Raw genomic sequence first — 20708 nt, forward strand, 5'->3', positions numbered from 1 at the left:
CCGTCCGCCCCGTCCCAGGGAGGCACCCTTGAGTTCCGTCCGCACCCTCACGGCACTGCGGCCCGTGGGCCCCGTCGAGCGGATCTGGTACGCCTCGTACGGGTCCAACACCGATGTGGACAGGCTCCGTTACTACCTCGGCGGCGGTCGGCCACCGGGCGCGGCCCGGGCCTGTCCCGGGTGCCGTGACCCGCGCCCGCCGGAGCGCTCCGAAGCGGTGCTGCTGCCGGGCGCCCTGTACTTCGCGACCGAGTCCCCGCTCTGGACCGGTGGCCGGGCGTTCTACGACCCGTACGCCGACGGCCGGCTGTGGGGCCGGGCCCACCTGGTCACGGCCGGGCAGTTCTCCGACATCGCCGCCCAGGAGATGTACCGGCCCCCGGGGACGGACCTCGACCTCTCGACGGTGCTGCGGGAGGGCCGCGCCGAGCTGGGTCCCGGCCGCTACGAGACGTTGGTGTGCCCGGGGCTCCTGGACGGCCTCCCGGTGGTGACCTGCACCGCGCCGTGGCGACTCGACGAGGTCACGGTGGTGCGGCCGTCGGCGGCGTACCTGCGCCACCTCGCCCGCGGTCTGCTCGCCACCGGGGCGTGGGACGCGTCGGCGGTCGCCCGGTACCTGGCCGGCGCGCCGGGTGCGGCGGGCCGTTGGACGCCCGGGGAGGTGGCGGAGCTGATCGGGTCGTAGCGGTGGTCAGGGGCGGTTCCCGGTGAGGCGGGCGGCGGAGGCGACCGTGGCCCGGCACTCGCGTTCGGCCAGGCCGGTGCGCACCGCCGCCTCCACCAGGGCTTCCCGGAGTTCGGGGCCGCCCCCGGTCTCGTAGGCGCGGCAGGCGGCCCAGAAGAGCCGGGTGTTGCGCTGGCCGGCGTGCGCGGCGAGGACGAAGTGCACGAGCCCCCGTCCGGCCGCGTCCCCCGCGGCGGAACCCTGGGAGCGGTGCCCGCCGCGCGGCGGCGCCAGGATGCGCAGCAGCGCGGGCGGGCAGGGCGCGGGTGCGAGGTGTGCCGTGCCGGGCACCGCGCTGTAGACGCCGTCCTGCGAGCGGGACCCGGGGCCGACGAGGTACCCGCCGGTGCCCCGGACGTCGATGCCCGGGGCGAGGCGGCCGGCGGAGTTCGGGACGATCCGGTCGGGCGGGCCGGTGAGCCACACGTGGCGCCCGCCGCGGGGCGTGACGACGACCACGGTGTCGGGGATCGAGAACAGATGGCGCAGGGCCAGTTCCCGCAGGGCCGCCGAGGGCTCCGGGCCCGGGGTGACGTCCAGGTCGACCCCGATGAGGTGGTGCGGGGCCAGGCCGCAGGCGATGCCGTACCCCGTCGACCAGGGCGCGGCGCGGAAGAGCGCGCGGATGCGGTGGGGGTCGGTCGTCGCGTCGTGCACCCCGTGGCCCGGGCGTCCGCACGCGCCACGGCAGTGCGACGGGCCGCTCCCGTCGCGGTGCGGTGAGCGCAGGGCGGGGAGCTTGCCGCGGGTCAGGGGGAAGACCGCCAGGCCGCGGGCCGCGGCGGACAGGGCGTGGGCGAGGGCCAGGGCCGAGGGGGAAGCGGTGTGCCGAACGGTGGTGGCCATGGTTCATTTTCGTGCACACGTTCGAAGAAGGGAAGGGTGCCGCGCACCTGCCGGACGTGTCACGCACGACGGGCGGGTCGATCCGGGAGCGGTCAGGCGGCGATGAGTTCGGGGTCCTCGCGCAGCTTGCCCAACGCACGGGAGACCGCGCTCTTGACCGTGCCTATCGAGACCCCCAGCACCGCGGCGGTCTGCGCCTCGCTCAGGTCCTCGTAGTACCGCAGGACGACCATGGCGCGCTGCCGGGCCGGCAGCTTCATGATCGCCCGCCACATCGCGTCGCGCAGTGCCTGCTGCTCCGCCGGGTCGCCCAGCGGCACCGTCTCCGGTTCGGGCAACTCGTCGCAGGCGAACTCGTCGACCTTCCGCTTGCGCCACTGCGAGGTCCGCGTGTTCACCAGGGCCCGCCGCACGTAGCCGTCGAGCGCACGGTGGTCCATGATCCGGTCCCAGGCGACGAACGTCTTGGTGAGCGCGGTCTGGAGCAGGTCCTCGGCGTCGTTCGGGTTCGCCGTCAGCGACCGGGCGGTACGCAGCAGCACGGGTCCGCGGGCGTGCACGTACGACGCGAAGGACGGGTAGGTCAGGTGGGACACCGGGACGGGAGCGGATGCGCTCGGCGTGGCGGCGGAGGCCGTGGACCGTGTGGACGTCACGGCCGGTACCTGGTTCAGGGCCGCGTGGGCCGTGGTCATCGGTGCCACGGGCTTCGATGCGCTGGTGCAGACAGGCGCGATGGTTGCGGTCATGCCTCCACGCTAGGTTCGGGCCCGGGCCCGGCGGATCGCCCGCAGGTCGCGAAGGGTTGTCCGCCTCAGGTTGTAGGAAAGCGGCCCGTCCCACCTACTGAAGGTGGAGGCCGGTATGACGTCCCTAGGGGTTTTGCCCCGAGACCCGTGACCGTCGGGTACCGCGCGTGACCGGTTCCACGACGATCCGCAGGGCAGTGGCTCCGGCACCGGACGGCAGCGCGTCCGGCGCCCGAAGGTAGTGACAGACCGCTCGGTACGACCGCAGAATCGGCAGTCCGTTCCCGTACCCCTCCCGTGCCACCCACACCCTTCCCGGAGGCCACCGTGCTGAGCACCATGCAGGACGTACCGCTGCTGATCTCCCGCATCCTTCGGCACGGGGCGACGGTCCACGCCTCGTCCCAGGTGATCACCTGGACCGACGGTGCCGAGCCCCGCCGCCGCAGCTTCGCCGAGGTCGGCAGCCGGACCGCCCAACTCGCGCACGCCCTCCGGGACGAACTCGGCGTCCGGGAGGGCGACCGGGTCGGAACCCTCATGTGGAACCACGCGGAGCACGTCGAGACCTACTTCGCCGCCCCGTCGATGGGCGCCGTGCTCCACACCCTGAACCTGCGCCTGCCGCCGCAGCAGCTCGCCTGGATCGTGAACCACGCCGAGGACCGGGTGGTCCTGGTGGACGGCTCGCTGCTGCCCCTGCTCGTTCCCCTGCTGCCGCACCTGCGCTCGGTCGAGCACGTCGTGGTCTCCGGCCCCGGCGACCGTTCCGGGCTCGAAGGCGTACGCCCGCGGGTGTACGACTACGAGGAGCTGATCGCGGGGAGGCCCACCGCGTACGACTGGCCGGAGCTGGACGAACGCCGGGCCGCCGCCATGTGTTACACCTCCGGCACCACCGGCGACCCCAAGGGCGTCGTCTTCTCCCACCGCTCGGTGTACCTGCACTCGATGCAGGTGAACATGGCCCAGTCCATGGGGCTCACGGACGCCGACACCAGCCTGGTCGTCGTCCCCCAGTTCCACGTGAACGCCTGGGGGCTGCCCCACGCGGCGCTCATGACCGGCTTCAACCTGCTGATGCCGGACCGGTTCCTCCAACCCGGACCGCTCGCCGAGATGATCGAGTCCGTCCGCCCGACGCACGCCGCCGCCGTGCCCACCATCTGGCAGGGCCTGCTCGCCGAACTGACGGCCAGACCCCGCGACGTCTCCACCCTCGGGCAGGTCACCATCGGGGGGTCCGCCTGCCCGCCCGCCCTGATAGAGGCGTTCGACGCACTCGGCATGCGGGTGTGCCACGCCTGGGGCATGACCGAGACCTCACCGCTCGGCACCATAGCCCGGGCCCCGGGCCACGCCGTCGGCACCGACGAGGAGTTCGGCTACCGCGTCACCCAAGGGCGTTTCCCGGCCTCCGTCGAAGCGAGGCTGCGCGGCCCGGACGGTGACACCCTGCCCTGGGACGGTCGGTCAGCGGGCGAGCTGGAGGTGCGCGGGCCGTGGATCGCCGGGGCGTACTACCCGGGGCCCGACGGGGAGCCGCTGCGCCCCGCCGAGAAGTTCAGCGAGGACGGCTGGCTCAAGACGGGCGACGTCGGCACCATCACGTCGGAGGGGTACCTCGCGCTGACCGACCGGGCCAAGGACGTGATCAAGTCCGGCGGTGAGTGGATCTCCTCGGTGGAGCTGGAGAACGCGCTCATGGGCCACCCCGAGGTGGCCGAGGCCGCGGTGGTCGCCGTCCCCGACGAGAAATGGGGCGAACGCCCCTTGGCCACCGTCGTCCTCAAGGAAGGCGCCACGGCCGACTTCGAGACCCTGCGCGCCTTCCTCGCCGAGAAGGTCGCCAGGTGGCAGCTCCCGGAACGGTGGAGCGTGGTGCAGACCGTGCCGAAGACGAGCGTCGGCAAGTTCGACAAGAAGGTCATCCGCAAGCAGTACGCGAACGGCGACCTGGACGTCACCCAGCTCTGACCCGGACGTCACCCAGGTCTGACGCGGACCGGCCGCGATCGCGGTCTCTTACGCCGAGTGGGGGTGTTTCACGTGAAACACCCCCACTCCCGTTCAGTTGGTGCCGATCCGGGCCAACAGATCCACGATCCTGCTCTGCACCTCAGCACTGGTCGACCGTTCGGCGAGGAACAACACGGTCTCCCCGGCCGCCAGCCGGGGCAGTTCCGTGTGGTCCACGGCAGCGGTGTAGACGACCAACGGCGTACGGTTCAACTGGCCGTTCGCCCGCAGCCAGTCGACGATTCCCGCCCGGCGACGCCGCACCTGCATCAGGTCCATCACCACGAGGTTCGGCCGCATCTGCGTGGCCAGGGTCACCGCATCGGCGTCCGTCACCGCCCGGGCGACCTGCATGCCCCGCCGCTCCAGCGTGGACGTCAACGCCAGCGCGATCTCCGGGTGCTCCTCGATCAGCAGCACGCGCGAAGGGTGCTGCTCGCTGTCCCTCGGGGCCAGGGCCTTCAACAGCACGGCCGGATCGGCCCCGTAGGCGGCCTCGCGCGTCGCCTGACCCAGCCCGGCCGTCACCAGCACCGGTACCTCGGCGGCGACAGCGGCCTGCCGTAGCGACTGGAGCGCGGTCCGGGTGATCGGCCCGGTGAGCGGGTCGACGAAGAGCGCGGCCGGGAAGGCGGCGATCTGGGCGTCCACCTCCTCACGGGAGTGCACGATGACCGGACGGTAGCCCCGGTCGCTCAGCGCCTGCTGGGTGCTCATGTCGGGGGCGGGCCACACCAACAGCCGCCGGGGGTTGTCGAGCGGTTCCGGGGGCAACTCGTCGTCCATCGGCCGCGGGTGCGGCTGATCGGCGATCTCCACGGCACCGCCCGGCCCGTCCAGCGGCTCGGGCCCTTCGGCGGCGTGCTGATCCGGTGCCCCTATGGCGTACGACCGCCCGGGCCCGGTGGCCGGGCCGGCGAGCCGCTGCGGCGCACCCGCCGGGGCGGACTGCTGGGGCGGCAGCGGTCGACCCGGGCCGTCCGGGCCGTCCGGCTCGTCGGCGAAGGCGTCCGGTCGCGTACCGAGCTTCCGTCGTCGCCCGGAGCCGTTCGCGGCGCCACTGCCGGCGGGCTGGCCCTGACCACCGGCGACCGGGGGCGCGGGTGGTGCCTCGGAGCTCGACCGGGCCACGGGAACTCCCTGCCCGAGCGTGCGCACGCTGAACGCGCGGCCCTGCGTGGCAGTGGCATGCGGGTCCTGGGCCCCAGGAGAGTCCGGCACCACCCGGGAGTCCCGGGCCGTACCGCTCTGAGCGCCACCGCTCTGGGTCTCCGTGCCCGGCGTCCGCGGGGGCGCCACCTGCTGCGGGGGCAGCGAAGCGCCGGGCGCCGGCGTTCCCCAGGTGGAACCGGTGGGCTGGGCCGGCTGCGCGGGGTGCCCGGCCGGCACCGGGTGGGTCCCCGGAACGGGCTGAGCGGGGGGCAGCGGTTGGCCGCCCTGAGCGGCGTGCGGCATCTGCACCGGCACGCCCGCGCCCTCGGTGGCCGTCGGCGCCTGCGGGACGTACGGCGGAGCGGCCTGGGACGGAATGCCCTGCGGCGGTACGGGACCGTCCTGCGCGCCGTGCGCACCGTGTGGGACGGCCACGGTGCTCGGATACCCGGCGACCTGCGGATGGGCGGGCGCGGGCAAGCCGTACGGGGGCGCGGCGGGACCCTCCTCGCCCGGCCGGGGCACCTCGACGTCCGGGCGTTCTTCCGGCGCCCCGCTCACCCCCGACCCCACGGCACGTCGCCGTCCGGTGGGCCGCTCGGTGGGATGGGGCTGGGGCGGGGTGTGCTCCTCGATCGGATCGTGCGGGGCGCCGCCCTGCTGCGCTGCCGGGTCGAAACCACCGCCGGGCACCCGCCGGTCGCGGCCCGCCTGGCCGGTGTACATGTGGTCCACGGGCCGGTCGGCTTCGGCCGGGGGCAGTGCGAAGGCGCTCCGCGGGCCTCCCTGGACCTCCTCCGCCGAGCCGTCGGCCGCGGGGGCGAGCGCGCGACGGGTTCGCCGCCCGTTCTGCTGCGCCCCGCCCGGCGGCACCGGCTGACCCGGGTGGCTCGGCTGACCGGGGTGGCCCGGGTGGCCCGAGAGGCCCGCCGGGTTCACGGGCTGCGGGCCGGACGGGTCAGCCGGTGCCGCCGGAGGCAGCGCGGGAACCCCGGCACCGCCGCCCTCCCGTCCGCCCGTCCCCGGTCCGGACCTGAGCGCCACCTGTGCGCCCTGGCCACCGGGCTGACCACCGCCCTGGCCGCCGGGCTGACCACCGCCCTGGCCGCCGGGCGGCACCTGTCCGAGTCCGGCCGGCCCGTTCGGGTAGCCCTCGACGGGGCTGTTGACGGGATGGTTGGCGGGAGGGTTGACGGGGGCGTGGACGGTGTCCTGGGCGCCGCTGGGTCGGCCGCGCCGACGGCCCGTGCCGTCCGTGCCGCCGGACGCCTGCGCCAGCGCGGCCCGTTCGTCCCGGTCGTCCGGCGTGGCCTCGGCGGCCCGGCGTCCACGGCGGCGTCCGGTCGGCGTCCCGTCCGCGCCGCCCTCCGCACCGTCGTCGGGCCTGCCGTGCGGAGGGGCGCCCTCCAGGAAGGCGTCGGTGGAGCCCCGGCGGGCCCGCCGCCGCCCCCCGCCGGTGCCGCCGTCGGTCGACCCCGAACCATCGGTGCCGCCGGCGGGCAGCCCGGACCCGTCGGAGCCGTCGACCCCGACCGGGTCGTGCGCGGGCTGACCGGCGGGCACCGCTCCGGCACCGCCGCCGATCGGCACTTCCAGGACGAACGCGCTGCCACCCGCCCCGGGCACCTCGTGCGTCTGGAGCACCCCTCCGTGGGCCCGCACGATGCCCCGGACGATCGGTTCGTGGACCGGGTCGCCGCCCCCGTAGGGTCCGCGCACCTCGATCCGTACGACCTCACCGCGCTGGGCGGCGGCGACGACGATCGTGGAGTCCATGTAGCCGTCCGCGGCGACCGGCGCGTTGCCGGTGGAGTCGACGCCCGCGACGTCCGCGACCAGATGGGCCAGGGCCGTGGCCAGCCGCTCGGGGTCGACCTCGGCCTCGATCGGCGGGGCGTGCACCGCGAACTGGGCCCGGCCCGGGCCGATCAGCTCCACCGCGCCGTCGACCCCGGCCGCGACGACGGCGTCCAGCATCACGGGCCGGCGCGTCAGCCGTTCGGCACCGCAGTCGAGCCGCTGGTAGCGCAGGACGTTGTCGACCAGGGTGGTGATCCGGGAGTACCCGGCGGCGAGGTGGTGCAGGATCTGGTTGGCCTCGGGCCACAACTGCCCGGCGTCGTCCGCGGCGAGCCCGGCCAGCTCGTGGCGCAGCTCGTCCAACGGGCCCCGCAGCGATCCGTCCAGCACGGCGAGCAACTGTTCGTAGCGGGCGCCCTGGGCCTCGTGGCGGTCCTGCTCCCGCTCGGCGAGCGCCGCGTACCGGTCCTTCTCGGCCGCGATCTCCTCCGCGTGCAGTTCCGCGTGCTCGGCGAGTTCCGCGGCCTGGCCCTCGCGCAGCCGCGCCAGCTCGGCCGTGTGCTCCCGCTCCGCCCGGTCCTTCTCCTGGGCCAGCGCGTCGTACGGCCTGCGGTCGGTGAACGTCATGACCGCGCCGACGAGCTGGTCGCCGTCGCGGACCGGCGCGGTGGTCAGGTCGACGGGGACCTTGTCGCCCTTCTTGGACCACAGGACCTGGCCGCGCACCCGGTGCTTGCGGCCGGACTTCAGGGTGTCGGCGAGCGGCGAGCCCTCGTAGGGGAACGGCTCGCCGTCATCGCGCGAATGGAGGACCAGGGTGTGCAGTTCCTTGCCGCCCAGGTCGTTCGCCCGGTAGCCGAGGATCTGCGCGGCGGCCGGGTTGACGAGTACGATCCGCCCGTCCAGGTCGGTGCCGATGACCCCCTCGGACGCGGCCCGCAGGATCATCTCGGTCTGCCGTTGCGAACGTGCCAGTTCCGCTTCGGTGTCGACGGTGCCGGACAGGTCCCGGACCACCAGCATCAGCAGTTCGTCACCCGTGTAGCCGTGCCCGTCGTACGCCTGTTGACCGTTCTCAAGATTCGCGGATGTGACCTCGACCGGGAACTCGCCGCCGTCCGTGCGGCGGGCGGTCATCCGCTTCGGCTTGGTGCGGCCACGGGGGTCCGTGGTCGCCGGGCGGCGCATCGAGCCGGGGATCAGTCGCGAATCGAACTCGGGAAGCAGGTCCAACAGCCCACGGCCCACCAGCGCAGTGCCCGGAGCCTCGAACGCTTCCAATGCGATGGTGTTCGCGTTGACGACGGTTCCGTTGGCGTTGACCAGTACCAACGCGTCCGGGAGAGCGTCGAGTATGGCTGCGAGGCGAGCAGCGCCTCGGGACGGCCTGCTGCTCACGAGACGCTTCCTCCCTGTTACGCATCCTGCCGACCACCGAGGCCATCTTGCCGCGCGGTCCGCAACGTGTCACGCCGGAGTCTACGACCCCGGGTTGCGCTCGCGACGGCGGATGAGGGGGAGTCGGCGCGCGGAGTGCGTGCGGGATCCGGTCCCCGTCCGGTGACCCCGGGCTGACCAGGGACGGCCTGCGCCGGGCCGCGTCGGGTGTTCGGCCGGATCCCGTCGCACCCGCTTCCCGAGGGCGTGTCAGGCCGGACCGGTGCCGGGCAGGACGGGCACCAGACCGTTCCACCGGGAGATCTCGCAACCGTCGGTCCGGGAGAACTCGGCGTCGACGTACCGGCCGTGCCACCGGCCGGTGATCCGGGCGGTGGCGTTCCCGCCGTGCTGGAGCGTGCAGACGGCGCCCGACGGCACGGGGGCGAAGGGGTCGCTCCCGTCGGCCGACAGGTCCGTGAGCCGGTCGCACGCCCGGGTGGCCTCCGGGTGGGTGCCGCCGGCCGGCCCGCACTCCAGGCGGTACGAGCCGTCGACGGCCCGCCCGGTGCCGGCCACCTCGACGGTGAGCCGGTCGGGCACGGCGAAGATCGGCGGCAGCGAGAGCTGCTCCAGGGGCACCTGCTCCAGGGAGACCCGGTCCAGGGCCTGGGCGGTGCCGGGGGCTGCGGCGAGCCCCGAGACGACGGTGAGGGCGGCTGCGGCGGTACGGAGGAGGCGCTGCGGCATGGGGGTCCTTCGGCGGTGCGGAAACGGTCCGGCGACGTGGCTGCCGGGCGGGGGTGGCCCGCCGGGTCTAACGCGCGGGGGCGGCACGGGTTGCGGACGCGCCCCGTCCGACGCTTCGGCCGCCGGTACGCACGCCGTGGTGACGGGACTGCGCGGGGCCTCCCGTAGGGGCCTCCGCGCGGCCTCCTGAAGGTGCCTCCGCACGGTCCGCACCGGGCCCGGACGAGGCTTTGCCCTGCGGGCGGCCCTCCTAGTACCGTAGGGGCCGATTGGTGACAGCCCGCTCGGCTGTGTCATCATCTGCACGCACCACTCGCGCTCGCGCGGGGGGTTGTGCGGGAGGCGTCGCCTAGTCCGGTCTATGGCGCCGCACTGCTAATGCGGTTTGGGCCTTAAAGCCCATCGAGGGTTCAAATCCCTCCGCCTCCGCACCGTGTATCCGAAGCCCCGGCCCCTGCGGCCGGGGCTTCGGCCGTTCCCGGGCGCCAGTACGGACCGCGCGGTACGCGCCGACCCCTTTTCGGCCCCCGGGCCGCTGTCAGGGGGCGCGGAGAGCGACCGTGCGCCCCTACCGTGGAACCGTAAAATCGCAGGTCAGGGCGGGTGTGCCTAATGGATTTCGCCTCACGGCGCCGGTCATGTAATGTTGTTCCCGCAACGCCGACCGGCCGACAAAGCCGGAGCGGAAGAGCGAAGAGCACAACAGAACACAAGCACTCGTAGCTTAACGGATAGAGCATCTGACTACGGATCAGAAGGTTGCAGGTTCGAATCCTGCCGAGTGCACATCGAGCTGAAGGCCCCGTGGATCAATCCACGGGGCCTTCGGTCTTTTCCTGTACGGGGTCGTGTTCACTTCAGGGCGCTGTGGACCTGGTGGAGGGTGGGGCGGTCGCCGGGGCGGTGGCTGAGCATGGCGTCGATGGCGTCGCCCAGCTTGCCGGGTGCACGTACGGGGCGTCGGCGGCCGTTCGCGACGGCTCGGCGTTGTACGGGGCGGGGCGCGTCGTCGGGGTACTCGACGGCTCGCCAGCCGGTGGCGGAGATGAGGAGGGCGGCGCCGAGCGCGTAGACGTCGGCCTCCGGGGTCGGCTCGGCTTCTCCGCTGGCGAGCACGCTGCGGGCGACCTCGGGTGCTTCGTAGTGGACGAGGCAGCCGTGGTACGGGAAGTCGTACGCGGTGGGTACGGGGCCGCCCCGGGCGAGGGCGAGGTCGATGAGGTGGGCTCGGCCGGGGGCGATGAGGAGGTGGGCGGGTTGTACGTCGCCGTGGACCCATCCGCGGGAGTGGAGATCGGCCAGCGCCTTGACGCAGGCCAGGGCGGTGTCGGTGTCGGGTTCGGTGGTCGCCTCGGGCTGTCGGTGGGGTGCCCAGTGGGTGTGGAGGTCGGTGCCCTCGCGCCACGGTTGGACGTTCCAGGTGCCGTGTTCCGAGGTGCCGGAGGCGGTGCCGTCGATGCCGAGGTGGGTGAGGACGGCGTGTTCGCGGGCGGGGGCGAGGGCGGTCCAGGGTTGGGCGGGCCAGTCGGGGGTGGCCTCGATCGGGTGCCCGAGCTTCACGGCGTGACGGCCGTGGGGGCTCGTGACGTCCCAGACGGTGGAGCCCCGGCGGTGGACGACCAGGCGGTGGGCCGTGGGGCGGAGCGTGTCGAGCACGGCGGTCGGGAGGTGCGGGGGCGCGTCGGACACGGGTTCGTTCCCTCCGGTCGGGCGGACGTGGTCGGCCACGGACTGTCGTGGCCGACCACGTGACTCATCACAGCCCCCGCGCGAGCTCACGAAGCTGGTCGGACGGCCGGGGGCTCATCGCGAGCAGGTCGGAAACGAGCTGCCTGACAGCAGGCTTGGCGCGGAACGCCTCGGGGAGCAGTTCACGGGCCCTGACCAGGGAGTCCACTGCCCGTTCGAGCTGGCGGCGTTGGGCGTGAGCCCTGGCGAGATCGAGGTGGAAGTGGGCCTGACGTTCCGGGGACAGGTCGGAGGCGTCCACGTTCTCGGCCGCCCTCAGGGCTACACCGGCATCACCCAGGTCGACGGCCACGGCGACCTCGTGGAGTGCGACATTGGTGGGCCCGAACTCCGTGTGGTGGTCGTTGCGTCCGTCGCCGATCCGCTCGGCGAACTGCTTCGCCTGACGGAGGTACGCGTAGGCGTCGTCAGCCCGGTTCAACCGGCCCGCGGCAAGGGCGCGCTGGAGGGTGAGGGCCCCGCGCACGGCAACGGCCTCGGGCTCGCCGTCCTCCGTGAGCGGTGCGAGCGCGTCGGCGGCGCTTCCCGATGCCCGAGCGGCCTGCTCGTAGTGTCGTGCCCCCAGGAAGACGATGCACAGCCGGAACTCTCCGGCCGCCATCAGAAGCGGATCGCCCGCGCGCTCGGCGGCCACCACGGCCCGGTCCACCGCGATCCAGGCGGCCTCGGGTTCGCCCACGCTCGCCAGCGCCGCACCACAGCCGTGGTACATCGTGGCCAACAACCGGAAGAGTCCTGGGCGCTCCTCAACGGAACCCGCACGCGTGGCCCACTCCAGACGAGGGATCAGCGCCTCCAATAGTTCGGCCAAGTCGGCGTAGTCGCCCCGATGCGTGAGTTCCCAGGCGTGCTCGACATCTGCCTGCAGAGCCTGGATGTCGGGTGGGCGCGGTTCGGCGAGGGTCGTCGCCTGCAACGAGTGCGCCGTGCTCAGCACGAGCCGCAACTGGCGCGCCCCTGGGGACTCCCCGGCGGCGGCTGACGCGACGACGGGCGCTTCCGCGGCCAACTCGGCGACGGGCACGTCCAGGACTTCGGCGACCTTCTCCAGGACCGTCATCCGGTCGACGCGGCGAACGCCCCGCTCCACCTGGGACACCCAGGCCTCGGACCGGTCGAGCAGGCCGGCGAACTCCTTCTGCGACAGCCCTCGTCGCTTGCGGTGGGACGCGATCTTCCGGCCGAGCGCCGTCTCGTACTCAGTGCTCATCGGGGACACCCTTGCCCGACACGAAGTCCAGGCGGTCCACCTGGGTCGAGACGAGGAACCGTTCCCGTGTCGCAAGGAACTCCCGCACGTAGTGCTGGGCCTCGTGCTCCTCGAAGGCGGTGACGTCTCGGTACAGCTCGTAGAAGATCCGCTCCAGCGGTCGGCCGTCAACACGGTGCACGGTGTAGACCACCGTTCCTGGTTCGTTCGTACGAATCTGCTCCCCGGTCCGTGCGACCAGCTCGTCGAATGAGGCCGCAGCGTCCTCGTCCTTGCAGGTGAACCGCACCATCAGCCCGTACATCCCGGGCCCCTCTCTCGTCGGCGAAGCGGCCGGGCACCGGCCTACGGCGAACGCTAAGCGGCGTCCATCCGCACGAAAAGTCAGACCACGTACTTTCGGTATCCGTATTCAGAGTACGGTACTGGTACTAAATATACGGCTTACGGATTGCCGTGTCAGTCGTGTGCCTGTCGGGCTTTGCGGAGCCGCAGGTCATGAGGGATGGAGGACGCACCATGCCGACTCACCGACGCACCTTCACCGGCCTGCCTCAGGAGATCGGCCATGCGCGCCGCTGGGCCCGGTCCGTTCTTGGCGGCCATCCGTGCACGGACGACGCCCTGCTCGTCGTCACCGAGTTGGGCACCAATGCGATCGCGCACACCGCCAGCCGGGGAGGCAGCTTTCTGCTGGCCGTCAACTGTTCCGAGACCACCGTCACTGTCACCGTGACCGACTCGGGCGGCACCAGCGCGCGCCCGCACGTCGAGCATCCGGACGACGAGGCTTCCGGCGGTCGGGGCTTGGCCCTGGTCACTGCCTATGCGACCCGGGTGCGCATCAGGGGAGACCGTCGCGGTCACACGATCACCGTGGAACTCTGCGCCAAAGCCTCAGAGTCTGTGGTGCGTTGACCGCGGGGGCGGGCCGCGCCCGCCCCCGTGTCAGTGGGGCCCGGTAGCGTCGAGGGGTGACGTGGTGGAGTACCGGGGTGCGGTGGGACGCGGGGGCGGGTCGGCCCGTGCTCGGGTGGCGGGGGGATTGCGGCGCCGCCCGGGAACGCGCGCTGCGGTACGGGGAGGTGTTGGGGTTCCGGGCCGTGGGCGCCCGGCGTTGTGCGGGGGTCTGGCGGGGCGGGCGGTGGGTGGACTGCGCGGGGGCCGCGGTGCTGGGAGGGCGGACGACCCGGGCCCAGTGTCCGGAGTGCGCTCGGCTCGACCGGGTGCGGTCCGTCGCCGCCGACACCTACGTGGACGACCCCCGCCCGTACCGGGTGTACCTCGCCTGGTTCGGGGACGGCCTGGTCAAGGTGGGGATCACCCGGGTCGAACGGGGGTCGGCCCGGTTGCTGGAGCAGGGTGCCGTCGCGTTCGCCTGGCTCGGGTCCGGACCGCTCATGGCCGCGCGGCGGACGGAGGAGTTGTTGCGGGCCGCGCTGGGCGTGCCGGACCGGATTCCGTACGACCGCAAGCGTGCCGTGCGGGCCGAGTTGCCCGCGGCGGAGGTCCGGGCGGGCGCGTTGCGGGGGGTGCACCGGGTCGCGGTGGGGCTGCCGGGGTGGCCCGATTCGCTCCAGCGGGCCGCGGAGTGCGTGGTCGTGGACCACGGCGGGGTCTTCGGGCTCGCCGGGCTGCCTCCGGCGACGGCGGTGGTCACCGAACTGCGGGACGGCGGGGTGGTGCGGGGGACCCTGCTCGCCGCCGCGGGCCCCGATCTGCACCTCCTCGTGAACAGTTCCCGTACTCGTACGGGTGCCGGCCGCGGCACCGGTGTCGTCGTGGTGGACGGCCGGTTGATGGCGGGGTGGGAACTCGTGCGGGACGACGGGGGAGAAGGAGACGGTGGGGCTGGCGGGGTGGTGAGTGTGCCGGTGCGGGACGTGTCGGCCGTGCAGGGCGGATTGTTCTGAGCGGACCGTTCTGCGTGGGGCGCCGTGGGGCTCCGTGGGCAGCTGGCCGCGGACGACCGGGGGATTCTCAGGGTTTTCATAGATCGGGCACAGTCGTCTTTCAGGGCTCGGCGCCAGGGTGGCCGTCATGACCGCCACCCAGGAACGCACGGACATGCTGCGGCCGGCCGGAAAGCCGGTCCGGGTGCTCGTCGTCGATGACGATCCGTCCCTCACCGAGCTGCTGTCGATCGCCCTGCACAGCGAGGGGTGGCGAATACGCAGCGCCGCCGACGGACAGGGCGGGCTACGGGCCGCCCGGGACTTCCGGCCCGACGCGGTCGTCCTCGCCGTGGCGCTGCCCGATCTGGACGGCCTCTCGGTCCGGGCCAGATTGCGGCAGGAGCACCCCGGTGTGCCGGTGCTGTTCCTCACCGCCAAGGACTCCGGGCCGGACCGGATCGCGGGCCTGACGGCCGGCGGCGACGAGTACGTCACCAAGCCGTTCGGCCTGGAGGACGTGGTGGGCCGGCTGCGCGGGCTGATCCGGCGGGCGGGCGTGATGGGCTCGTACGGCGGTTCCGTGCTGGTCGTGGGGGACCTGACCCTGGACGAGGACAGTCACGAGGTGGCCCGGGGCGGCACCGCGATCCACCTCACGGCGACGGAGTTCGAGCTGCTCCGCTATCTGATGCGCAACCCGCGCCGGGTGCTCAGCAAGGCGCAGATCCTGGACCGGGTCTGGAGTTACGACTTCGGAGGGCGGGCGAACGTCGTCGAGCTGTACATCTCGTACCTGCGGCGGAAGATCGACGCCGGGCGGGAGCCGATGATTCACACGCGCCGCGGCGCGGGATATCTGATCAAGCCCGCCGTCCCGCTGTGACCCCCGCTTCCGCCACTTCACCCCCAGCCCTCCTGAGCTGCGGAAACGCCGAACGACAAAATGCCTTGTACGGCGTATAGCGAAGTGTTCTACAGTGTACGACGATTGAGACGTACGCTGTAGAAGGAGTGAGCGGATGACCATGCGATCCCCCGAGGTGTCCCAGGGGCACCCCCAACGGTGGCTGATCCTCGGGGTGATCCTGCTGGCCCAGCTGACCGTGCTGCTCGACAACACCGTCCTGAACGTCGCCATCCCCTCGCTGACGCGCGAGCTCGACGCCTCCTCCGCCGACATACAGTGGATGATCAACGCCTACTCCCTGGTGCAGTCCGGGCTGCTGCTGACCGCCGGCAGCGCGGCCGACCGCTACGGGCGCCGGAAGTTGCTCATCGCCGGACTCGCGGTCTTCGGCGTCGGTTCGCTCACGGCGGGGCTCGCCCAGAGCTCCGGACAGCTGATCGCCGCACGGGCCGGGATGGGGGTCGGCGGAGCGCTGCTGATGACGACCACCCTGGCCGTCGTCGTGCAGATCTTCGACGACTCCGAACGGGTCAAGGCGATCGGGCTCTGGTCGACCGTCAACTCGCTCGGCTTCGCCGCGGGGCCGCTCATCGGCGGGATCATGCTGGACCACTTCTGGTGGGGCGCGATCTTCCTGATCAACATCCCCGTCGCGCTGATCGGCCTGTGGGCCGTGGTCCGGATGGTGCCGGAGTCCAAGAACCCGCAGGGCGACCGGCCCGACCTGGGCGGCGCGGTCCTGTCGACCATCGGCATGACGGGCGCCGTCTTCGCCATCATCTCCGGGCCGGAACACGGCTGGACCTCCGGCCGGGTCCTCGTCTCGGCCGCCATCGGGGTGCTGGTGCTGGGTGCGTTCGTGCTGTGGGAGCTGCGGGCGCCCTACCCGATGCTCGACATGCACTTCTTCCGCAACCAGCGGTTCGTGGGCGCCATCGCGGGCGCGGTGCTCGTTTCGTTCGGTCTGGGCGGCTCGCTGTTCCTGCTGACCCAGCACCTCCAGTTCGTCCTCGGCTACGGGCCGTTGGAGGCCGGGATGCGGACCGCCCCGCTGGCGGTCACCGTGGTGCTGCTCAACCTCACCGGGCTCGGCGCCCGCCTGGTGCCCAAGCTCGGCACCCCCGCGACCATCCTCAGCGGCATGTCCCTGCTGGCCGCCGGGCTCGCCTCGGTGGCCCTGCTGTCCGGCGGTGCGGACGGCACGTACGCGGGGGTGTTCCTCGGTCTCGTGATGATGGGCGCGGGCATCGCGATGGCGATGCCCGCCATGGCGAACGCCCTGATGAGCGCCATACCGCCGGCGAAGGCCGGGGTGGGTGCCGGCATCAACGGCACCATGGCCGAGTTCGGCAACGGGCTGGGGGTCGCGATCCTCGGCGCCGTGCTCAACGCCCGCTTCTTCGCCCTGGTGTCGGTGTCGGCGGCCTCGCTGCCGGCCGCCCTCGCCGCGGCCGGGTCGGCGCAGGAACGGCGGGAGATCGCCGACGCGTTCGCCTCCGGACTGGAGACCAGCCAACTGGTCGGCGCCGCGGCCGTGTTCCTCGGCGGGCTGCTGGCGGCGGCGCTGCTCCGGCGCGCGGAGCGGACCCAGCCGGTGGCCCCCGCGCAGGCCCCCGTACCGGTCCTCGACGCGGACCCCGCATCCGGGGCGCCGCAGGGTGACGGTGCGGTCGACGCCGGCGGTGCGGACGGTGCGGTCAAGGGGAGTGGGGCCGCGAGGACCGGGTGACCCGCGCCTACCATGCGTCAGCGGGCGTCGTGCGCGGCGCCCGCTGACGGTGCGCGGTGTGCGGGTGCGGAGGGGGCCGGTGCTCACGGGTCCCGGGACGGAGAGAGGTGCGCGATGGGGAAGAGCGACGACCGGGGCGGACGGCCGGCGCGATCGAGCGTTTGGCTGCTGGACGACGGGCGGCGCCAGGCTCCGTCCCGCCGCGGCGCCCATCCGTCCCCGTCCGGACTGGACCGGGACGTGATCACCCGGACCACCGTACGACTGCTGGACCAGGACGGGCCGGCGAAGTTCTCGATGCGCCGACTGGCCGCGGAGCTGAACGTCACGGCGATGTCCGTGTACTGGTACGTCGACACCAAGGACGACCTGTTGGAGTTGGCCGTCGACGCCGCCTACGGTGAACTGCGACTGCCCGAGGTGCCCGAGCCGGGGGCGGTCGAGGGGGCGTCCGTCGACTGGCGCGCACTGCTGCGGGCCACCGCGGGCGAGTACCGCGGGCTGCTGGTGCGCCACCCTTGGCTGTCCGCGCTCGCCGGGCACTTCCTCAACATCGGCCCGCGGTCGCTGGAGTTCTCCCGTACGGTCCACCAGATCATCCGGTGGACGGGGGTGCCCGCGTACGGGCAGACGGGGGCGATCTCGGCGGTCTTCCAGTTCGTGTACGGATTCGGAACCATCGAGGGTCACTTCCGGCAGCGGTGCGCGGAGGCGGGGGTGAGCCAGGACGAGTTCCACCGGGAGGCGATGCGGACGATCGCCGGGACGCCGAGCGCCGCCCCGATGCTGGACGACGTGTCGGAGATGATGGCGGCGCGCGCGGGGGACACCGTCGAGGAGATGCGGGAGGCGGACTTCGTCTTCGCGTTGGAGCTGCTCGTCGCCGGGATCGAGGCGATGGCCGCCCGTGGACGCGGCGGGGCCGGGGGGGACGCCGCCCCCTGACCGTGACGCCCTCGACCGTTACGCCTTCTCTGACGGGACCGGCGCCGGGGCGGCGGACACCGAGGCCGCCCCGCCGTGGGGCTCCGCGTCGGACCTGCGGCGTCCCTTGAGCGGCACCTCCTTGATGAACAGCGTGATCAGGAACGCCAGTGCGGCCAGCGGGGCGGAAAGCAGGAACACGTCCCCGATCCCGTGCCCGTACGCGCCCTCGACCACGTTCCGCACGGGTTCCGGTAGCGCGTCGAAGTCCGGGATGCCGCCGCCCTCGGTGCCGCCGTGGCCGAGGCGGGCGCCCTCGGGGCCGAGTGCGGTGAGGCCGTTGCGGGTGTGTTCGCTGACCCGGTCGGCCATCACCGCGCCGAGTGCGGAGACGCCGACCGCGCCGCCGAGCGACCGGAAGAACGTGACCACCGAGCTGGCGGCGCCCAGGTCTTCGGGGCCCACCTGGTTCTGGGTGCACAGGACCAGGTTCTGCATCATCATGCCCAGGCCGAGTCCCGTCAGGGCCATGTGCAGGGCGAGGTACGCGTACGGGGTGTCGTGGCGCATCGTGCCCAACAGCCCTAGGCCGGCGGTGAGGAGGACCCCGCCGGAGACGAGCCACGCCTTCCACTTCCCGGTCCGGGTGATGATGAGCCCCGACGCGGTCGAGGAGACGAACAGTCCGGCGATCAGCGGGATCGTCAGCACCCCGGACATCGTCGGTGACTCTCCCCGCGCGAACTGGAAGTACTGGCTGAAGAACACCGTCCCGGAGAACATCGCGACCCCCACGAACAGCGAGGCGAGCGAGGCGAGGGTGATCGTCCGGTTCCGGAACAGGCGCAGCGGGATGACGGGCTCCGCGGCCCGGGTCTCCACCAGCAGGAAGGCGGCGCCGAGCAGCAGCGAACCGGCGACCATCACCGCGGTCTGCCAGGACCACCAGGCGTAGGCGTCGCCGGCGAAGGTGACCCACACCAGCAGCAGGGAGATGGCGGCCGAGACGAGGAACGCGCCGGTCCAGTCGACCTTGACGTCCCGCTTCACCACGGGCAGCCGCAGGGTCTTCTGGAGCAGGACGAGCGCCAGTAGGGCGAACGGCACCCCGACGTAGAAGCACCAGCGCCAGCCGAGCCACGGGGTGTCGGTGATGACTCCGCCGAGCAGCGGGCCGCCGACCGTGGCCACGGCGAAGTTGGCGCCGAGGTAGCCGCTGTAGCGGCCCCGTTCGCGCGGGGAGATCATCGCGGCCAGCACGATCTGGGCGAGTGCGGACAGTCCGCCGACGCCGACGCCCTGGACGATCCGGCAGGCGATCAGCATGCCCGGGCTCTGCGCGAGTCCGGCGACCACCGATCCGGCCACGTAGATGACCAGGGATATCTGGACCAGCAGCTTCTTGGAGAAGAGGTCGGCGAGCTTGCCCCACAGCGGGGTCGCCGCGGTCATGGCGAGCAGGGCCGCGGTGACGACCCAGGTGTACGCGCTCTGGCCGCCGCCGAGGTCGCCGATGATCTGGGGCAGGGCGTTGGTGACGATCGTGGACGACAGGATCGCCACGAACATGCCGAGCATCAGGCCCGACAGGGCCTCCATGATCTGCCGGTGGGTCATCTGCGGTTGACCGTCGTCGGCCCCGTCGCCGGCCCCGGCCCGGGCCCCCGGGGGGCTTGCTCCTTCGCCGCTCCGCACCCCGGACGGTGTGGTCGTCGCCATCTGCGTGCCCGTGCCTGTTCTCTCGTTGGGTGGTGCGTGCTCGGCGGGGTTCATCCGGACACGGGCCGTTCCCCGGGGTGCGGATGGCGTCCGGAGGGGGCGCGGCAGTCACCGAAGCCGGTGCGGAGCCGGGCGAGCAGGGCGGTCAGTCGGGTGACGTCCTCGTCGGACCAGTCGCTCAGCCGGTGGGCGAGGGCTCCGGTGCAGCGTTCGCGCAGGTCGTCGAGTTGGGCTTCGCCGGACGGGGTGAGTCGCAGCAGGCGCGAGCGTCGGTCGTCCGGGTCGGGTGCGCGGTCCACCCAGCCGCGTTCGGTGACGTGGGCGACATGACGGCTGGTCACCGAGACGTCCACGGAGAGGAGTTCGGCCAGTCGGCTCAGTCGCATCTCGCCCTCGCGGGACAGTACGTGCAGCACGGTGGCCGCCCCCGGTGGGCACTGGGCGGGCAGCGCACGGGCGAGCCCCCGGTTCACGGCCCCCACGGCGTTCAGCTGCCGGACCAGTTCCGCGTACGCGGACCGTGCGGCCATGACCCTCCCCTTTCGTTGCTTAGAGCAACCATAAGGGGTAATTGGTTGCCGCAGGCAATGTAAGGGTCATGGGGCGGCTAAAAACCTGGCAAACGCCTGAGCGGGAGGGGAAAGCCGCAGGTGGGAGGGGTGCGAGGGGATGGGCACTGTGGTGGGGAGTCGGCCGGGGGGCTCGGCTCGGCGCGGACCGGTCGGCGGAGTGGTCGGTGAAGCGGCCGGTGAAGTGGTCGGTGAAGCAGCGGTGGACCGGTCGGCGGGTGGTCGACCGACCGGCCGGGAGGCCACCCCGCCCTTGGGGGAGCTGCCCGAATTCGGCTAGTGTCCTGCCCCATGGCACAGAACCCCCAAGCCCCACAAGGCCCCCAGGGCGGACACGACCCCGCGGGCAACACCCAGATGTTCCGCGCCTTCGTCGACGAAGGCGGCACCCCCCAGGTCTCCGCCCAGAGCTCCGGTTCGTCCGGGCCCCGGGTCGGTCTGATCCTCGGCGTCGTCGTGGCGATCGCCGTCCTCGCGGGCGTCGCCTGGCTGGCGCTGGGCTGATCCTCCCCGAGCGGATCGGAGCGGATCGGCACGACAACGAGCGCGCGCCCGTCCGACGCGGCCCTCAGGGTGTCTATAATAC

The 20708-nt window shown here is 72.8% G+C and carries 17 protein-coding genes and 2 tRNA genes; 10 read left to right on the forward strand and 9 right to left on the reverse strand.

The window, feature by feature from the left end:
* The first annotated feature begins 28 nt into the window (after window positions 1-28).
* On the forward strand, window positions 29-688 hold the full coding sequence (locus ACFWIA_RS17890; RefSeq protein WP_387005774.1) for a histone deacetylase: 660 nt from the start codon (window positions 29-31) through the stop codon (window positions 686-688).
* 6 nt (window positions 689-694) lie between these two features.
* On the opposite strand, the gene ACFWIA_RS17895 is transcribed toward ACFWIA_RS17890, so the two are convergent.
* Both ACFWIA_RS17895 and ACFWIA_RS17900 read right to left on the reverse strand, forming a co-directional pair.
* Window positions 695-1573: a bifunctional DNA primase/polymerase gene (locus ACFWIA_RS17895; RefSeq protein WP_387005776.1), complete on the reverse strand. Its 879-nt coding sequence runs from the start codon at window positions 1571-1573 to the stop codon at window positions 695-697.
* A 92-nt stretch (window positions 1574-1665) separates the two neighbouring features.
* Window positions 1666-2322, reverse strand: coding sequence for a SigE family RNA polymerase sigma factor (locus ACFWIA_RS17900; protein WP_387005779.1), 657 nt, complete (start codon window positions 2320-2322; stop codon window positions 1666-1668).
* A gap of 339 nt (window positions 2323-2661) precedes the next feature.
* On the opposite strand from ACFWIA_RS17900, the gene ACFWIA_RS17905 reads away from it, so the two are divergent.
* Complete coding sequence (locus tag ACFWIA_RS17905; RefSeq protein WP_387005826.1) at window positions 2662-4299, forward strand: long-chain fatty acid--CoA ligase; 1638 nt, start codon at window positions 2662-2664, stop codon at window positions 4297-4299.
* 93 nt (window positions 4300-4392) lie between these two features.
* On the opposite strand, the gene ACFWIA_RS17910 is transcribed toward ACFWIA_RS17905, so the two are convergent.
* Both ACFWIA_RS17910 and ACFWIA_RS17915 read right to left on the reverse strand, forming a co-directional pair.
* Window positions 4393-8691 carry a PAS domain-containing protein gene (locus ACFWIA_RS17910; protein WP_387005782.1) on the reverse strand — a complete coding sequence of 1433 codons (4299 nt, stop codon included), beginning with the start codon at window positions 8689-8691 and terminating at the stop codon, window positions 4393-4395.
* Window positions 8692-8940: 249 nt separating this feature from the next.
* A complete protein-coding gene (locus ACFWIA_RS17915) occupies window positions 8941-9420 on the reverse strand; it encodes an SSI family serine proteinase inhibitor (RefSeq protein ID WP_387005785.1) in 480 nt (159 codons plus the stop codon).
* Window positions 9421-9758: 338 nt separating this feature from the next.
* Between ACFWIA_RS17915 and ACFWIA_RS17920 the strand changes: the two genes are divergently transcribed.
* Both ACFWIA_RS17920 and ACFWIA_RS17925 read left to right on the forward strand, forming a co-directional pair.
* Window positions 9759-9849 (forward strand) — tRNA-Ser (locus tag ACFWIA_RS17920).
* A gap of 284 nt (window positions 9850-10133) precedes the next feature.
* Window positions 10134-10206, forward strand: a tRNA-Arg gene (locus ACFWIA_RS17925).
* 66 nt (window positions 10207-10272) lie between these two features.
* Here the strand turns inward: ACFWIA_RS17925 and ACFWIA_RS17930 are convergent.
* From ACFWIA_RS17930 to ACFWIA_RS17940, 3 genes are all read right to left on the reverse strand, one after another.
* Window positions 10273-11109: a protein kinase gene (locus ACFWIA_RS17930; protein ID WP_387005788.1), complete on the reverse strand. Its 837-nt coding sequence runs from the start codon at window positions 11107-11109 to the stop codon at window positions 10273-10275.
* A gap of 67 nt (window positions 11110-11176) precedes the next feature.
* On the reverse strand, window positions 11177-12379 hold the full coding sequence (locus ACFWIA_RS17935) for a helix-turn-helix domain-containing protein (RefSeq protein ID WP_387005791.1): 1203 nt from the start codon (window positions 12377-12379) through the stop codon (window positions 11177-11179).
* Window positions 12369-12683, reverse strand: a complete 315-nt coding sequence (locus ACFWIA_RS17940; protein ID WP_387005794.1) for a putative quinol monooxygenase — start codon at window positions 12681-12683, stop codon at window positions 12369-12371. Before ACFWIA_RS17940 ends, ACFWIA_RS17935 begins: the two co-directional genes overlap by 11 nt.
* A 215-nt stretch (window positions 12684-12898) precedes the next feature.
* Between ACFWIA_RS17940 and ACFWIA_RS17945 the strand changes: the two genes are divergently transcribed.
* The 5 genes from ACFWIA_RS17945 (at window position 12899) to ACFWIA_RS17965 (ending at window position 17855) form a co-directional block, all read left to right on the forward strand.
* On the forward strand, window positions 12899-13297 hold the full coding sequence (locus tag ACFWIA_RS17945) for an ATP-binding protein (protein ID WP_387005797.1): 399 nt from the start codon (window positions 12899-12901) through the stop codon (window positions 13295-13297).
* A 56-nt stretch (window positions 13298-13353) separates the two neighbouring features.
* Window positions 13354-14292 carry a DUF2797 domain-containing protein gene (locus ACFWIA_RS17950; protein WP_387005800.1) on the forward strand — a complete coding sequence of 313 codons (939 nt, stop codon included), beginning with the start codon at window positions 13354-13356 and terminating at the stop codon, window positions 14290-14292.
* A gap of 127 nt (window positions 14293-14419) precedes the next feature.
* On the forward strand, window positions 14420-15157 hold the full coding sequence (locus ACFWIA_RS17955) for a response regulator transcription factor (protein ID WP_387005803.1): 738 nt from the start codon (window positions 14420-14422) through the stop codon (window positions 15155-15157).
* Window positions 15158-15293: 136 nt separating this feature from the next.
* Window positions 15294-16910, forward strand: coding sequence for an MFS transporter (locus ACFWIA_RS17960; protein ID WP_387005806.1), 1617 nt, complete (start codon window positions 15294-15296; stop codon window positions 16908-16910).
* 114 nt (window positions 16911-17024) lie between these two features.
* On the forward strand, window positions 17025-17855 hold the full coding sequence (locus ACFWIA_RS17965; RefSeq protein ID WP_387005809.1) for a TetR/AcrR family transcriptional regulator: 831 nt from the start codon (window positions 17025-17027) through the stop codon (window positions 17853-17855).
* Between the two features lie 18 nt (window positions 17856-17873).
* On the opposite strand, the gene ACFWIA_RS17970 is transcribed toward ACFWIA_RS17965, so the two are convergent.
* Window positions 17874-19553, reverse strand: coding sequence for an MDR family MFS transporter (locus ACFWIA_RS17970; RefSeq protein ID WP_387005811.1), 1680 nt, complete (start codon window positions 19551-19553; stop codon window positions 17874-17876).
* 50 nt (window positions 19554-19603) lie between these two features.
* Window positions 19604-20083, reverse strand: coding sequence for a MarR family winged helix-turn-helix transcriptional regulator (locus tag ACFWIA_RS17975; RefSeq protein ID WP_387005814.1), 480 nt, complete (start codon window positions 20081-20083; stop codon window positions 19604-19606).
* A gap of 330 nt (window positions 20084-20413) precedes the next feature.
* Between ACFWIA_RS17975 and ACFWIA_RS17980 the strand changes: the two genes are divergently transcribed.
* Window positions 20414-20626: a hypothetical protein gene (locus ACFWIA_RS17980; RefSeq protein WP_387005817.1), complete on the forward strand. Its 213-nt coding sequence runs from the start codon at window positions 20414-20416 to the stop codon at window positions 20624-20626.
* The last annotated feature ends 82 nt before the right edge of the window (window positions 20627-20708 follow it).

The sequence above is a fragment of the Streptomyces sp. NPDC127068 genome, assembly GCF_042724695.1.
GTDB lineage: Bacteria > Actinomycetota > Actinomycetes > Streptomycetales > Streptomycetaceae > Streptomyces.